The organism is Polyangium sp. 15x6, from assembly GCF_029960785.1.
GTDB lineage: Bacteria > Myxococcota_A > Polyangia > Polyangiales > Polyangiaceae > Polyangium.
On sequence record NZ_JASBQE010000118.1, the window covers coordinates 22,298 to 34,618 of the forward strand.

Here is a 12,321-nt window from a genome sequence, read left to right on the forward strand (position 1 = left end):
GCGCCGACGGTAGCGAAAGCGGCGCCTGGGTCCTAGGGGTTTTTGCTACCTCGCCCCGTGCCCGAGCGGCACGTGCGACTGCGAATACGTTCGCTTCTCTCGCACCTTGCCCCCCTCGAAATGCAGCACGTCGAGCCCCTGCCAGGCGAACACGCGCCCATACACCCCGCGGAACAGGAGGTTGCGCACCTCGGCGAGCCCGGGAAGCGCTTTCTCGGCTCCTTCGAGTTCGTGCCGACAGGTCCAGCGCACCATTGCCTTCCCGGCCTCCTCGTCGAGCAGCCGGTCCTCCGTGACGAATGAAATCCGGCCGAACTCCCCCCGGAATTGCGGCTCGAATGCGGCGCGGATCCGCCCCTTGCCCCGGTGCTCCTTGCCGTCGTACGTCACGTAGAGCGCGTCTTCCGTGAAATGCTGCATCACGGCGTCGAGGTCTCCGCGGTTGAACGCGTCGACGAAGCCGTCCACGAGGACCAGCAAATCGTCACGGGAGAGCGCGTGGATCGCCATCGGCCGCGGCATCGTCGCCCCCGCCCGTCTCCTTGTCAACACGCCTCGCCGCGCGGCCGCTCGCATCCTCCTCCCCACGAGCGCCCCTCGATGTGGTACGAACGGCCCGCGGCCCGTGCGTCTCGCGAGACCCGTTCGCCGCGTGCGCAAGCTCCGCTGCTTCCCGAAGTTTCGGATGTTCCCATGTGTGGTCGATACACCCTGACGAACGTCGCGCCGAACTTGCTCGGGCCCCTTTTCGGGGTCCTCGACATCCCGCTCCTCTCGCCGCGCTTCAATGTCTCGCCCACGCAGGACGTGCCCATCGTGCGTGTCCTCTCGCCCGGCGCGCCGCGCAGCCTCGAGCTCGCGCGCTGGGGGCTCGTTCCTTCGTGGGCCAAGGATCTCTCGATCGGCGATCGCATGATCAACGCCCGGGTCGAGACCGCCGCCGAGAAGCCCGCGTACCGGTCGAGCTTCAAGTCGAAGCGTTGCCTCGTCGTCACGGACGGCTTCTACGAGTGGAAAAAGCTCGGCACCGGCAAGAAACAGCCTTGCCGCATCCACATGCCGGACGAGAAGCCGTTCGCCTTCGCCGGCCTCTGGGCGCGCTGGAAGAACGCCGAGGGCAGCGCGCTCGACACCTTCACCATCCTCACGGCCGAGGCCCGCGCGGCCGTGGCGGACGTTCACGATCGCATGCCCGTCATCCTTGCTCCGGACGCCTACGGATCCTGGCTCGATCCTGACGAGCAGCGCCCGGATTTCCTGCAGGCGATGGTACAGGCGCGCATCGGCGACGACCTCGTGGTGACGCCCGTCTCCACCCGCGTCAACAACCCCCGCAACGAGGGACCCGAGAACGTGCGTCCCCTTTTCGCGCAGGACCTTTCGTGAACGCAAGACGTGCGAGGGCCGCGGACATCACTGCGACGTCCAGGCATCAGCGCGCCGCGCGCGGGACGGACGTTCGGCGCGCGATCTTTGCGCGACACGCGCCACCTTCGCGCGTCCTCTGCTCAATCGGGGCCTTCCCGACGGCATCCATGCGGTGGCACGACAATTGTTTAACTTGGTGGCGAATCCCCTGAACCCCCCGCCCCCCGGAGGAGGTACGTCATGTCCGCATTCGCCCTCGTCGCCGAACCCGATCCAGCCCTCTCTGCTGCCCAGGTTGCCGTCGTCGACGCCCTCGGCCTCGTCCCGCTCGTCGCGCAGGACGGAGAGCGCGCCATCTGGCTCCTCCGCCGCTTCGGGACGCCGGCGCTGCTCGTCACGTCCTTGTCGCTCCCCGTCGTCGACGGGTTCGAGGTCCTCGACTGGCTGCGCGCGCGCATCAGCGGTCGCGGCGCGAAGGTCATCGTCACCTCGCCGTTCCCCGAGCTCCGCGCCTTCGCCGGCGCGCTGCGCGAGCACCTCGGCATCCACGCGATCCTCCCGCGGAACGCCTCGGCGGACACGCTGCGCGTCGTCGCCGACGCCCTGCTGAAGGGCGCGGAGATGCCGGCGCCTCTCTCGGAGGCGGCGCTCTCGACGCAGGTGAACTCCGTCCGCTCGATGCAGGAGGGCCCGAAGGATCCGCGCCTCGACTGGTTCGTCCGGTCGGCGTTGGAGGAGCTGCACGCGTCGGTTGGGCTTGCGATCGTGGCTCAGGGGGAGGGCCGCGTCCTCGTCTCGGCGGTGGGGATGGAGCCGCGCAGGTGGCCGGTGCTCGGGGGGATCGGCCGGCACGTGCTCGGGGCGGGGGAGACGCTCGTCGTGGCGGACGCGTTCGCGCATCCGTTTTTCCAGGGCGACGTCGCGGTGACGGAGGGGCTCGTGCGGGGCTTCGCGGCGGCGCCGGTGCTCGACGCGGCGGGACGCACGCGGGGCATGCTCTGCGTGATCGAGCCGAAGGCGCGGTTGCGCATTGGCCCCGAGGGCCTCGTGCGCCTCGCCGAGCGGGCGCGGCTCATCGGCACGGCGATCCCCACCATCGAGCCTGGCGTGGGCCGCCTCCTCCGCGCCAGCCGCCGCCGGATCATCGAGGCCATGCCGGACAGCGCTCCCATCTCGAGCCCGCGGTAGTTTGGACTCCTTGCCGCGTCGGGTTCGTGCCCGGACGTGCCAGAAGCCCGAGGGTTCTACCTGGCACGCTGGCCGAAGCTGGCCTTTCATCTTGGATTCCGGTATCAGTGGCGCATGCCCCCGGCAGGCCCTCCGAGAGCCCACTCCAGTGCGGAAGAGCACATCCGCTGGAGCAGGGGGGAGCTGCGCATCAAGGTCGTCGACGACGTCGTCTACGAGCAGGTCAGCGGCTACCTCGAAAAAGACATCGTCAGTAAAATCACGCAGCCCGTCGACAAGCAGATCGGGCAAGGCGTGAAGCCCATCATCTTCAACGACTGGTGGGACCTCGCGGGGTACGACTCCGACGCCCGCCTCAAGCTGACGGATTGGATCTTCTGGATCCGCGGCAAGATCGTGGGCAGCCACATCCTCGTCCGCTCGAAGATCGTCAGCATGGGCGTCTCGATCGCGAACCTCGCGCTCGGGGGGATGCTCACGGTCTACACCGATCGACAGGAATTCACGCTCGCCTACCACCGCGCCTTGCGGCAGAGCATGAAGCCGTCGTCGACCTCGACCTCGTCCACGATGGCGGCGCCCGTGTCCACCGCGACCCCGCCCGTCTCGCAGACCTCCTCGGGCGCCTCGTCTTCGGCCACGGGCTCCTCCCCGGGCTCCTCGCACGACGAGCCGGTGCGGCCTCCGCGCTCGATCCGTTGAGAGGCCGTGAGCTGGCATGCGTGCCGGCGACCTCGTGTCAAGAGGCAATGACATGCCTTTGGGCATTTCGTGGCGTCCGCCCGGCGTGGTAGGAGTCGGGGAGGAGAGGCGGCCATGAGCACCGACAGCCCCAGGCTGCACCCCGACATCCCCGAAGACGCGGCCGTGCCGCGCGTGCCTGCTTGGTACGTCGATCGAACCGCGGCGCGCGAGCGCTTCGGCGAGGCCGTCGACTCGTTCGGCCCGTTCCTCATGCGCGGCGACCCGCCCGCGGACGAACTCGTCGCCGTCCTGAACGAGCTCCGCCCCGCGCAGGCGAACCGCATGCTGCAGCAGGCGCTCGACGAGGGCATCGCGAGCGTCCGCCGCCCGCCGCGCGCGTTCGTGCAGTTCTTCCGGCAGATCGACGAGATCCCGCTCTGGCTCGACTGGGACAAACTCGACCGCGGCGGCCGCGCCATCTTACGCACCGGCCCCCTTGGCGCGGTCGTCCTCGCCTGTTACTCGCTCCCGCTCTCCTATGCCTCGCCGGATGGCAGTAAGCCCCTCACGGCCTCGGGACGCCTCGTCCAGCGCGCCTCGCGCAGGCTCACCGAGACCGCGCGCTTCCTCGTCGAGACGTGCCGCCCCGGCGGCCTTCGACGTGGCGCCGAGGGCTTCAAGATCACGATCCGCGTCCGGCTCATGCACGCCCAGGTGCGCAGGCTCCTCCTGCAGCGCAAGTCCTGGCCCTACGAGCGCTGGGGTTTGCCCGTGAACCAGGCGTACATGGCCGGGACGAACGTGCTCTTCTCGTCGGTCCTCATCGAGGGACTCTCGAAGCTCGGCTACGAGGTCCCGCAGGCCGAGCGTGACGACATCGTGCAGCTCTGGCGTTACGGCGGCCTGCTCAGCGGCGTCGACTCGAAGATCTGCGCGGCCACCGAGGCCGAGGGCTTGCGCCTCATCCGGCTCATCCATGCGGTGATGGATCCGCCGGACGACGACTCGCGCGCGCTCGTCAAGGCGCTCATGGAGGCGCCGCTCGAGCTCGCGAAGAACCCGGCGCAGCGCGCGGTGGCGCAGCGGCTCGTGGATTTGCTCTACGGTCTGTCGCGGCACCTCGTGGGCGAGCCGCTCGCGGACGCGCTCGCGTATCCGCGCACGTCGTGGCGCCACGTCACGCCGCTGCTCCGGGGGATGAACATGATGATGAACACCGTCGAGCGCCGGGTGCCCGAGAGCCGCGACGCGATGTATCGGTTCGGCCTCGAAGCATGGGAGAGAGTCATCGAGAACGGCCTCGCCGGCATCCCGGCGGCGTTCGATTTCCGCAAGGCGACCGTGGGGGATGGAGGGCCGACGCATGCTCCGTGACAAGCTGAGTTTCCTGGGGGATCAGGACATCGAGCTCCTGCTCCGTTCGAGCCAGAGGCGGCACGTCGTGCGTGGCGAGGTCATCGTCCGGGAGGGCCAGAGCCCCGAGGCGATCTTCCTCGTGCAAGAGGGCTTCATCTCGGTCCGCGCGGGCGGCGTCACCGTCGGCTACTTCGGCCCGGGCCAGATCCTCGGCGAGATCTCCTTCCTCGAGCGACGCAGCGCGAGCGCCACCGTCGTCGCCGAGGGCGACGCCGTCCTGAACCGCATCGACAACGCCGACCTCGAGGCGCTCCTCTCCGCGCACCCCGACCTCGCGGCTCGCTTCTATCGCTCGCTCGCGGTGAGTTTGTCCCGTCGCGTGCGCGCGCTCAGCGGCAGCCTCACGAAGCTCCGCGGCCAGCGCTCGCACAAGGCGCGTTACGGCCAGCTCTCGGCGCGGCACGTCCCTTCGAGCCTGATCGACGGCCTCACGAGCGTCTTGAAGGAAGTCCAGCGCGTCGAGGAGTCGCTCGCGGCGCGCAGGACCACGGTGGACGCGGCGGCGCGCGTGGTCGCGTCTGCGTGTGATCGCGTGGTCGCCTTGCTCGAACAGCACACCACGGAGAAGGCGCTGCTCGCGATCAGCGTCGACGACCTCCTCAAGTTCCGGGACATCAGCCGCCTGCGCGAGGGCGTCGGCAGCTTCGTCTTCCGCATCTGCTTCGCGCTGCTCATGTCGAGCGCGACGATCGCGCGTGTCTACGACAAACCTGGCGGCGTGGCCGAGGACGACGAGACGCGCCGCGCGATCGCCGACGCCGACGCCGAGGGCGACGGCCTCATCGGTCCGCTCGTCGATCGCTGGTTCCTCGACCGCGCCGTCTGCCGTGCGCGCCGCGAGAGCCGCAAGGCCATGGTCGCCGAGATCGTCCGTCGCGCCACGGAGCACACGGGCGCGGGCCCCTTCCAGGTCACGAGCATCGGCAGCGGCGGCGGCGACGAGCTGCTCGACGCGATGGACGAGGCGGGCGAGGGCATCCTCGCGGCGACGTGCATCGACCCGGATCCGGACGCGCTTCGCCGTGGCAACCACCAGGCGTCGGAGGCGGGCCACGCCTCGTCGATGACGTTCCTTTGCGCGGAGCCTTTGAGCCTCTCGGGCTCGGGCTCGGAGATCTTCCTCGGACCGCAGCACATGGTCTACGCGCTCTGCTTCTTCGATTACCTCTCGGACGACGACGCGGTGGCCCTGCTCGACTGGATGTGGGGCCGCCTCGGTCCTTCGGGGACGGCGGTTTGGACGGCGCTCGGGCCGGACCTCACGGACCTGCCGATGATGGAGCACCTGCTCGAGTGGAGCGTCGTCCCGCGTGATGCGCCGGCGATCCGCGCGCTCGTCTCCCGGTCGCGTTTCGGCCGCTCCGTCGAGGTCCATCTGGTCGAAGGCACCTCGCTGCACATGGTCACGTGCACGCGCGAGGCGGAGCCGTGACGATCGTCCCTTCGAGTCGCGTCGGGCCCAAGGAGGTCTACCGCAACCCGTACATGATCGTACGGCACGACGTGACTCGAAAGCTCCTGATCGTGACGCGAACGAGCGCCCCTTATCCCACCATCGACACGATGCGGGACACGTTCCTCGAAATGGAGGCGGCGATCGGATACGTCTCGCGGCCGCGGACGATGCTCCTCATCGACGCGCGCGCGGCGCTGCCGCGGAACGACCCCGACTTCGAGGCGGAGTTCGGGCGATTGCGGAAGCACTTCTTGCGGGAGTTCCAGAAGATCGCGACGCTGGTGCAGACGGCCGTGGGGATCCTGCAGGTGACGCGGCAGGTGCGCGCGGACGAGCGGCCGACGGGGGCGTTCACGGACCCGAGCGAGGCGCTGGCGTATCTGGGGGTGGTGATCGAGCCGGAGAGGATCGAGGTGCGGGGGTAAGAGTCAGGGGAGGGGGGGTGGGGGAGGGCGCTTGTTTGGGTTCTTCTACTGCGCTCTTCTGTGCGCCTCCGTGCTCCTTGCAACACCAGGGCGGGCACGCGCGTTCGAGCTCAGCGGCGGCGTGAGTTTGGGTGGGATTCTGGTGGGCACAGACCCGCGGCTCGCGGTGAGCCCGCACGCGCGCATGTCGTGGCGCATGAAGGGCAGTATCCTGCTCGCGGTGGATGAGATGTGCAGCATTCTGCCGTCGACCAACGAACTCGGCGCCGGCGTCTATAACCACACGTCCGTCGCCGTGGGATATGCGTCGCAGCAAGGCAACTTCAGTCTCGGCCCCTCGCTTTCGCTTTACACCATGCCGGCGTGTGGCGTCACGTTGTGTGGCCGCGTGGCGGGTGTAGCGCCAGGCGCCCGCGCGCAGGCGGACGTTTCCTTCGTCGGCCCGCGGGGCGTGTCCGTGAGTGCCGCGGTTGACTGGGTGGGTGGAAGGAGCCTCGTGCTCCCTGGCGGCATTGCAGCGATGGTGGTTGCAGGTCCCGTGCTTCGATGGGGGGCGAAATGAGCTCGATGAGAAACCTGGTTTACGTCGTCGTCCTTGGCATCTGGGGTTTCGCCGCGTGTAACTATACCGTTGGGGAGTGTTATACGCGCGATCAGCTCGGGGAAGCGGCCGGTGTGGGCGGTGGCGTGATCCTCCCGAGCGGGTTGGAGGCTTCGGGGAGACGCCGCCGGAGCCGGGGGGCCCCACGGGCAAGCTCGAATGCAACGCTACGGACACGGAGGAGAGCAAGCCGGTCGAAGAGGATTCGTATGAAGCGGGTCTGAAGGTGTTTTGCCTCAAGCCGGACTGGGGGGGCAAGTGCTCGGACAGGTGCATCGACAAAGGGGTTTATTGTGTACCACTCGCCGTGCACCCCAAAAAGGCCGATCCCGGCTAGCGCGAGCTGTTCTCGTGCAACACTTTACCCATCGGGTTCATGTGTGGATACCATTACCCCAACGGGGATGACTGTTATTTACCGATCGGTGCCCCTATCGTTGTTCCCACGTTCTGCTCCTACTCCGGCAATCACTAGGGGGTCGAATGATTGACACAGATAAAGTTGCCGACTTCTACAACGGCTTGTACGCGCTTCAGAGCATCGCCGCATGGGCGTACGTCGTCGCAAATCGTGAAAGGATCCTCGAACTGCTCGACGCCTTCGAGAAGGCATACGAGCAGATGATCCCCCTTCATGCGGCTGGCAAGATCGGCGCCGGAGACGCGGAATTCACCGCGGAGAACCTCGACCGCGTCAAGCGCATCCGTCTGCTCCTTCAGCCTGGCTTGGATAGCAACGAAGCGATGCAGGCGGCACCGGAGATCCTCGCATTGGCTGAACGATGCTGGAAGGCACTGACGGGAAAGGACATCTTTCCTCTCTCGGTCGCGAAGATGGATGAATGACGGCAGTCGGGTGGCGCCTCATGTCACCGCTGCCGTGTCGACGGTCCCCGGGTTTGCACGAGACGGGCGACATCTTCGAGAAGCCCGGGCAGCGACGCGAGGCTGCTCAGCTCTTCGAGCGTCGACCAGGAAAGGCTGACGACGTCCTCCCCTTCGCGCGGCTTCGCCTCGCCGCGCACGTGATGTGCAAAATAAAAAAAGCCTTCCCAGGCGACGCCGCGAACGTCGAAGACGCCATGGTCGATGAGCTCGAGCTCCGCCGGTTCCACGTCGAGCCCTACTTCTTCCATAAGCTCGCGCCGGGCCGCTTCGATCGGTGATTCGTCCCTCTCGACCTTGCCGCCCGGGAAGTTCCACCACGGCCTGCTCAGCTCGCGAAGCACGAGGAACCGCCCTTGGGTGGTTCGAATGATTACGCGTACAAAACGCTTCATGGGGACGAACACCCCCTCCGGCTGGGAAGCTGCATCGTATCCTGGTCGAGGTCGCCGAGGCCAACGAGAAACGCGAACCCGGACAGGTCTGGGCGGTGCCTGTGTTTTGCCCTTCCCATCCTCCACCCCTTCCGTTACCTTCCTCGCGGGGGAGAGAGGATCACGGGAGGGTATGCCGTCGAAGCAAGTCACCGATCGTCAAAAGAGCGCCGACGCTGTATGCATGGCCGCGGACGTACACGCGGAGCGCGTCAATGCCGCGCTCTCCACGCTCCTTTCCCCTCATCTCGCCCAGGCCTCCGGCGAGACCATACCCGACGTCGCTGTCCTCATGCGCCTCTTCTCACGCGCCCTCCGCGCGACGAAAGAGCAAATGATCAAGGCCGACGAGGCGCACGAGGCCGAGCTTGGCGATGACGAACCTGCCCGCAAGGCGCGCGACCAGGCATTCGAGGAGCTTTATGCCGAGCTCGTCACGCAGCGCGAGGTATTGACGGGTCTTTATGGCGCGGCCGTGGCGGCGCAGGTCATGCCGAGCGAAACCCCCCGGGACCCGGTCGTCCTTGCGCGATTTTCCCGCACCGTCGAGAAAAACCTCGCCGAGATACCCCTGCCGGCGTCGCGCGTCAAAGGCGCGACCCTCAATGCCGCCGACGTGAAGGCGACCCTCACAGGGATGCGCGAGGCGCTGGAGGCGCGTATCGAAACCGTTTCGCGCGAAGTACGTGAAGCGCAAACCACGCAGGTGGCCAAGCGGCAATCCATGGACAGCTACGACGGCATGTTCGGTGGTGTCGCCGGGCTCCTGAGCCACCTGCTCCTCGTCGCAGGGGAGCGAGACCTCGCCACCCAGGTGAAGCCTTCCGCGCGAAGGCCGGGGCAGACCGCGATCCAGGCCGACGAGAAGCCGGAGCCTTCCGAGAGCCAAACGACCGGCTGAACCGTCGCCAGCGCCCTCCGCAGCGCCCGCGGACGCCTCTGGCAACGGGCGAGCCCCGTCCACGAGGCTCGGGTCTGTGTGTGGGGAAACAACCCCCGGCTTCACGGGGGCTGCGGACGGGGCTGGGGGTTTTGACGGGGCCTTCGCGGCGGCCGCCAAAGCGCCTGGGGAAGCGAGCTCGGCCGACACGAGCCGCGCCCGACACCCCACGCGCTCCTCATTCCCCAGACCCCTCCCCCAAGCCTAGAACATCGAGCGGTTGTCAAACCGATCGATGTTCTAGGTGCCGCCGTCAAGCCTGAGGAGACCGCCTCGGCGGCTGGGCTCTCGAATTTCCTGCGCACCTGCGCGGGCGCGTTCGCGACCTCGCTGATGACCACCCTGTGGGACAACACCGCGAACGAGAAGCGGGCCCAGTTGGTCGGACACCTCAACGATGTCCCTGCGACCATCGATGCCATGAGCGCGAAGGGGCTGACGCCGGATCAGGCGGTGGGTCAGATCGAGCGCATGGTGCAGGTGCAGGCGGTCATGCTGGCGACCAATCACCTGTTTCTGGTCTCCATGCTGTTGTTCATCTTCGCCGCGTCGATCGTCTGGATCTCGCCCCGGCCGCGCGCCGCCCCGCCTCCAGGCGGGGGGCACTAGCTAGCGGGCGGGCCCTTCAGTTCGACCGTGTTGCCCTCGGGGTCCTGCAGATAGATCGAGAGGCCTTCGCCGAGCGCGCCGTAGCGCTGGCCGGACTCGGTGACCTCGACGCCGTGACGGGCCAGGTGGGCGCGGATCGCCGCCTCGTCGAACGGCGCGACCTGCAGGCAGAAATGGTCGAGGTTGCGGCCCTCCAGCCGCGGGCCCGCGCCACCCATTCGGCCCAGCGGACCGTCGAGGGTGACGAGGTCGATCATCTCGCGGCCGGCGCGCAGGTGGGTGAGGCCGAGCTCAGGCCGGTCCCAGTCGACGGAGCAGCCGAGCACCTCGGTGTAGAAGCCGACCATCCTCGCCTTGTCGCGGATGCGCAGCACGATGTGGTCAAAGCCCCGGAGCGCGATGGGATGGGTCATGGCCCCATCATAGCCGCTGCGGGCTCAGAGCAGCAGGCCGAAGAGGTGGCAGTCGCGGCGGTCGCCGTCGCGCAGGATGTGGCCGCGCAGCAGCCCTTCCTGCTTGAACCCGAGCTTTTCGAGCAGGATCTCGGAGCGCCGGTTGCCGAGGTGCGTCCGGGCGGACAGCTTGCGCATGCCGCTCGACGCGGCGTGGCCGACGACCGGGAAGCTGCGCTATGAGTTGAAGAAGGCGTGGCGCGATGGGACACGATTCGTCGTTTTCGAACCGCACGAGCTTCTGGCGAGAGTATGCGCGATGATACCGCCGCCACGATTTCACATGATCCGATTTCATGGAGTGCTCGCCCCGAATGCGGCGCTGCGCAGGCACGTCGTGGCCTCCCTGTGCCCCTCGGCCCTGGCGATGGAACCAGCCCCTGCGACGTTGAAGACACCAGGCATTGAGCAGCCATCGCTGTTCGGGCAGATGGAGGCTCCATCGGGTTTCGACGCGGGCGAGATGCGCCGCAAGCCGTGGGCGTGGCTTTTGCGGCATGTGGTTGCGATTGACGTGACGGTGTGTCCTGAATGCTCGGGCAAGATGCGCTGGCGGGCGGTGGCGCTCACGCCGGAGACGATCGCAGAGGGACTGGCTCGAGCCGGGCTCTCCGCACGCGGGCCCAGGGCGGGAAGCGGGTCTCCGCGCGGTGTGGAAGGACACGGTTGACCGCCGCGCGAGATGCGTGCTACGCCCCCGAGGGGGCGGAAATCCTGGTTTATTTGTCCTAGGTGCCTGGCGTTCCACGTCTGGAAGCGTACGAGGCCCGCCCAGGAAATGCACAGAGAGGACACTCTGGCACAACGTGCGACATAGACGTATCGCGTCATCAACAGCGAGCGAAGGAGCAACATGAATCGCTATGAGGGTCGCCGGGCACTCGTCACGGGTGGGGGATCGGGTATCGGGCAGGCCACCGTGCTGCGGATGCTCGCCGAGGGCGGCCGCGTCGTCGCCGCCGACGTGAGCGAAGCCGGCCTCGCCGACACGGTCGCGAAGGCCGGCGACGCGGCCGAGCGCCTGCACACGGTCGTCGTGAACATCGCCGACGAGTCGTCCGTCCGCGAGGGCGTCGCCGACGCCGTCGCCTGGCTCGGCGGACTCGACGCGCTCGTCAACGCCGCCGGCATCCTGCGCTCCTCGCACACCCACGAGACCACGCTCGACGCCTTCGAGCAGATCGTCCGCGTGAACCTCGTCGGCACGTTCCTCGTCATCCGCGAGGCGATCCCCGCCCTCCTCGAGGGCGACGGCTCCGCCGTCGTCAACTTCAGCTCGACGTCGGCGATGTTCGCGCACCCGTACATGGCCGCCTACGCCGCGAGCAAGGGCGGCGTGCAGTCGATGACCCACGCGCTCGCGGCCGAGTACGCGAAGCAGGGCATCCGCTTCACCGCCGTGCAGCCGGGATCGATCTCGTCGGGCATGACCGACGGCTCCGGTCAGAGCGGTCAGAGCCGTGGCCCGGGTCTCCCCGAGGATGCCGACATGAGCCTCTTCATGAAGCTCCGGCCCGCGCTCGGTCAGGGCTTCGCGGGCCCCGAGACCGTGGCGGGCGTCGTCGCGATGCTCGCGAGCGACGACGGCCGGTTCATCACGGGCACCGAGGTGCGCATCGACGGCGGCACGCACTTCTAGTCGCCCGCCCTGGCAACCGGTGCGTCTTGGTGAATGCATTCGTGGAGGAGCTCTTGCGTTCGCTGCGAAGGCGAGCCGTTGCAAACCGCTCGATGTTCTAGCACTACTCTGCCATCCTGACCGCTCATACCCGCCACCTGACGCGTGACGAGCTGGATCTGCCGGCATCGGCTGTCTGCCATCGCGAAAAATTTGGCCCAGCGGTTCGCCTTGCGCTGGTTTGT

General features: G+C 67.8%; 17 protein-coding genes. 12 read left to right on the top strand and 5 right to left on the bottom strand.

Features of this window, described 5'->3' with window-relative positions:
* Positions 1 to 45: 45 nt before the first annotated feature.
* Positions 46 to 510 (bottom strand): nuclear transport factor 2 family protein, encoded by a 465-nt coding sequence (locus QHF83_RS45945; RefSeq protein ID WP_282424477.1) that lies wholly within the window; start codon positions 508 to 510, stop codon positions 46 to 48.
* A 183-nt stretch (positions 511 to 693) separates the two neighbouring features.
* Here QHF83_RS45945 and QHF83_RS45950 point away from each other — a divergent pair, with 183 nt between their 5' ends.
* The 8 genes from QHF83_RS45950 (at position 694) to QHF83_RS45985 (ending at position 7,984) form a co-directional block, all read left to right on the top strand.
* Positions 694 to 1,386 carry an SOS response-associated peptidase gene (locus QHF83_RS45950; RefSeq protein WP_282424478.1) on the top strand — a complete coding sequence of 231 codons (693 nt, stop codon included), beginning with the start codon at positions 694 to 696 and terminating at the stop codon, positions 1,384 to 1,386.
* A gap of 222 nt (positions 1,387 to 1,608) precedes the next feature.
* A complete protein-coding gene (locus QHF83_RS45955; RefSeq protein WP_282424479.1) occupies positions 1,609 to 2,556 on the top strand; it encodes a hypothetical protein in 948 nt (315 codons plus the stop codon).
* 114 nt (positions 2,557 to 2,670) lie between these two features.
* A complete protein-coding gene (locus QHF83_RS45960; RefSeq protein ID WP_282424480.1) occupies positions 2,671 to 3,258 on the top strand; it encodes a hypothetical protein in 588 nt (195 codons plus the stop codon).
* Between the two features lie 114 nt (positions 3,259 to 3,372).
* Entirely contained in the window at positions 3,373 to 4,614 is a 1,242-nt protein-coding gene (locus QHF83_RS45965; protein ID WP_282424481.1) for an oxygenase MpaB family protein, read from the top strand.
* Complete coding sequence (locus QHF83_RS45970; RefSeq protein ID WP_282424482.1) at positions 4,604 to 6,088, top strand: cyclic nucleotide-binding domain-containing protein; 1,485 nt, start codon at positions 4,604 to 4,606, stop codon at positions 6,086 to 6,088. Before QHF83_RS45965 ends, QHF83_RS45970 begins: the two co-directional genes overlap by 11 nt.
* Positions 6,085 to 6,537, top strand: coding sequence for a hypothetical protein (locus QHF83_RS45975; protein WP_282424483.1), 453 nt, complete (start codon positions 6,085 to 6,087; stop codon positions 6,535 to 6,537). Before QHF83_RS45970 ends, QHF83_RS45975 begins: the two co-directional genes overlap by 4 nt.
* Positions 6,538 to 6,568: 31 nt before the next feature.
* The gene (locus QHF83_RS45980) at positions 6,569 to 7,099 is read left to right on the top strand and encodes a hypothetical protein (protein ID WP_282424484.1); all 531 of its coding nucleotides are present in this window, start codon (positions 6,569 to 6,571) and stop codon (positions 7,097 to 7,099) included.
* Positions 7,100 to 7,621: 522 nt separating this feature from the next.
* On the top strand, positions 7,622 to 7,984 hold the full coding sequence (locus tag QHF83_RS45985; protein ID WP_282424485.1) for a hypothetical protein: 363 nt from the start codon (positions 7,622 to 7,624) through the stop codon (positions 7,982 to 7,984).
* A gap of 23 nt (positions 7,985 to 8,007) precedes the next feature.
* Here QHF83_RS45985 and QHF83_RS45990 read toward each other — a convergent pair whose 3' ends face one another.
* Positions 8,008 to 8,418 carry an NUDIX hydrolase gene (locus QHF83_RS45990; protein ID WP_282424486.1) on the bottom strand — a complete coding sequence of 137 codons (411 nt, stop codon included), beginning with the start codon at positions 8,416 to 8,418 and terminating at the stop codon, positions 8,008 to 8,010.
* A gap of 172 nt (positions 8,419 to 8,590) precedes the next feature.
* Here QHF83_RS45990 and QHF83_RS45995 point away from each other — a divergent pair, with 172 nt between their 5' ends.
* Together QHF83_RS45995 and QHF83_RS46000 are read left to right on the top strand one after the other, a co-directional pair.
* Positions 8,591 to 9,358 carry a hypothetical protein gene (locus QHF83_RS45995; RefSeq protein WP_282424487.1) on the top strand — a complete coding sequence of 256 codons (768 nt, stop codon included), beginning with the start codon at positions 8,591 to 8,593 and terminating at the stop codon, positions 9,356 to 9,358.
* Between the two features lie 372 nt (positions 9,359 to 9,730).
* Positions 9,731 to 10,006 carry a hypothetical protein gene (locus tag QHF83_RS46000; RefSeq protein WP_272420980.1) on the top strand — a complete coding sequence of 92 codons (276 nt, stop codon included), beginning with the start codon at positions 9,731 to 9,733 and terminating at the stop codon, positions 10,004 to 10,006.
* Here QHF83_RS46000 and QHF83_RS46005 read toward each other — a convergent pair.
* Both QHF83_RS46005 and QHF83_RS46010 read right to left on the bottom strand, forming a co-directional pair.
* A complete protein-coding gene (locus QHF83_RS46005; protein ID WP_282424488.1) occupies positions 10,003 to 10,419 on the bottom strand; it encodes a VOC family protein in 417 nt (138 codons plus the stop codon). The two genes, QHF83_RS46000 and QHF83_RS46005, sit on opposite strands and share 4 nt — an antisense overlap.
* Positions 10,420 to 10,443: 24 nt before the next feature.
* Positions 10,444 to 10,596, bottom strand: a complete 153-nt coding sequence (locus QHF83_RS46010; RefSeq protein WP_282424489.1) for a GNAT family protein — start codon at positions 10,594 to 10,596, stop codon at positions 10,444 to 10,446.
* Between QHF83_RS46010 and QHF83_RS46015 the strand changes: the two genes are divergently transcribed.
* Both QHF83_RS46015 and QHF83_RS46020 read left to right on the top strand, forming a co-directional pair.
* A complete protein-coding gene (locus QHF83_RS46015; protein ID WP_282424490.1) occupies positions 10,595 to 11,128 on the top strand; it encodes a transposase in 534 nt (177 codons plus the stop codon). The genes QHF83_RS46010 and QHF83_RS46015 overlap by 2 nt on opposite strands.
* A gap of 183 nt (positions 11,129 to 11,311) precedes the next feature.
* Positions 11,312 to 12,097, top strand: a complete 786-nt coding sequence (locus tag QHF83_RS46020) for an SDR family oxidoreductase (RefSeq protein ID WP_282424491.1) — start codon at positions 11,312 to 11,314, stop codon at positions 12,095 to 12,097.
* On the opposite strand, the gene QHF83_RS46025 is transcribed toward QHF83_RS46020, so the two are convergent.
* A partial coding sequence (locus QHF83_RS46025; protein ID WP_282424492.1) for a hypothetical protein occupies positions 12,094 to 12,321 on the bottom strand: 228 nt, incomplete at its 5' end. The genes QHF83_RS46020 and QHF83_RS46025 overlap by 4 nt on opposite strands.

Coding starts and splice junctions, on each gene's coding strand:
- QHF83_RS45945 (WP_282424477.1), bottom strand. CDS start 510: ATGGCGATCCACGCGCTCTCCCGTGACGATTTGCTGGTCCTCGTGGAC.
- QHF83_RS45950 (WP_282424478.1), top strand. CDS start 694: ATGTGTGGTCGATACACCCTGACGAACGTCGCGCCGAACTTGCTCGGG.
- QHF83_RS45955 (WP_282424479.1), top strand. CDS start 1,609: ATGTCCGCATTCGCCCTCGTCGCCGAACCCGATCCAGCCCTCTCTGCT.
- QHF83_RS45960 (WP_282424480.1), top strand. CDS start 2,671: ATGCCCCCGGCAGGCCCTCCGAGAGCCCACTCCAGTGCGGAAGAGCAC.
- QHF83_RS45965 (WP_282424481.1), top strand. CDS start 3,373: ATGAGCACCGACAGCCCCAGGCTGCACCCCGACATCCCCGAAGACGCG.
- QHF83_RS45970 (WP_282424482.1), top strand. CDS start 4,604: ATGCTCCGTGACAAGCTGAGTTTCCTGGGGGATCAGGACATCGAGCTC.
- QHF83_RS45985 (WP_282424485.1), top strand. CDS start 7,622: ATGATTGACACAGATAAAGTTGCCGACTTCTACAACGGCTTGTACGCG.
- QHF83_RS45990 (WP_282424486.1), bottom strand. CDS start 8,418: ATGAAGCGTTTTGTACGCGTAATCATTCGAACCACCCAAGGGCGGTTC.
- QHF83_RS45995 (WP_282424487.1), top strand. CDS start 8,591: ATGCCGTCGAAGCAAGTCACCGATCGTCAAAAGAGCGCCGACGCTGTA.
- QHF83_RS46000 (WP_272420980.1), top strand. CDS start 9,731: ATGACCACCCTGTGGGACAACACCGCGAACGAGAAGCGGGCCCAGTTG.
- QHF83_RS46005 (WP_282424488.1), bottom strand. CDS start 10,419: ATGACCCATCCCATCGCGCTCCGGGGCTTTGACCACATCGTGCTGCGC.
- QHF83_RS46015 (WP_282424490.1), top strand. CDS start 10,595: ATGCCGCTCGACGCGGCGTGGCCGACGACCGGGAAGCTGCGCTATGAG.
- QHF83_RS46010 (WP_282424489.1), bottom strand. CDS start 10,596: ATGCGCAAGCTGTCCGCCCGGACGCACCTCGGCAACCGGCGCTCCGAG.
- QHF83_RS46020 (WP_282424491.1), top strand. CDS start 11,312: ATGAATCGCTATGAGGGTCGCCGGGCACTCGTCACGGGTGGGGGATCG.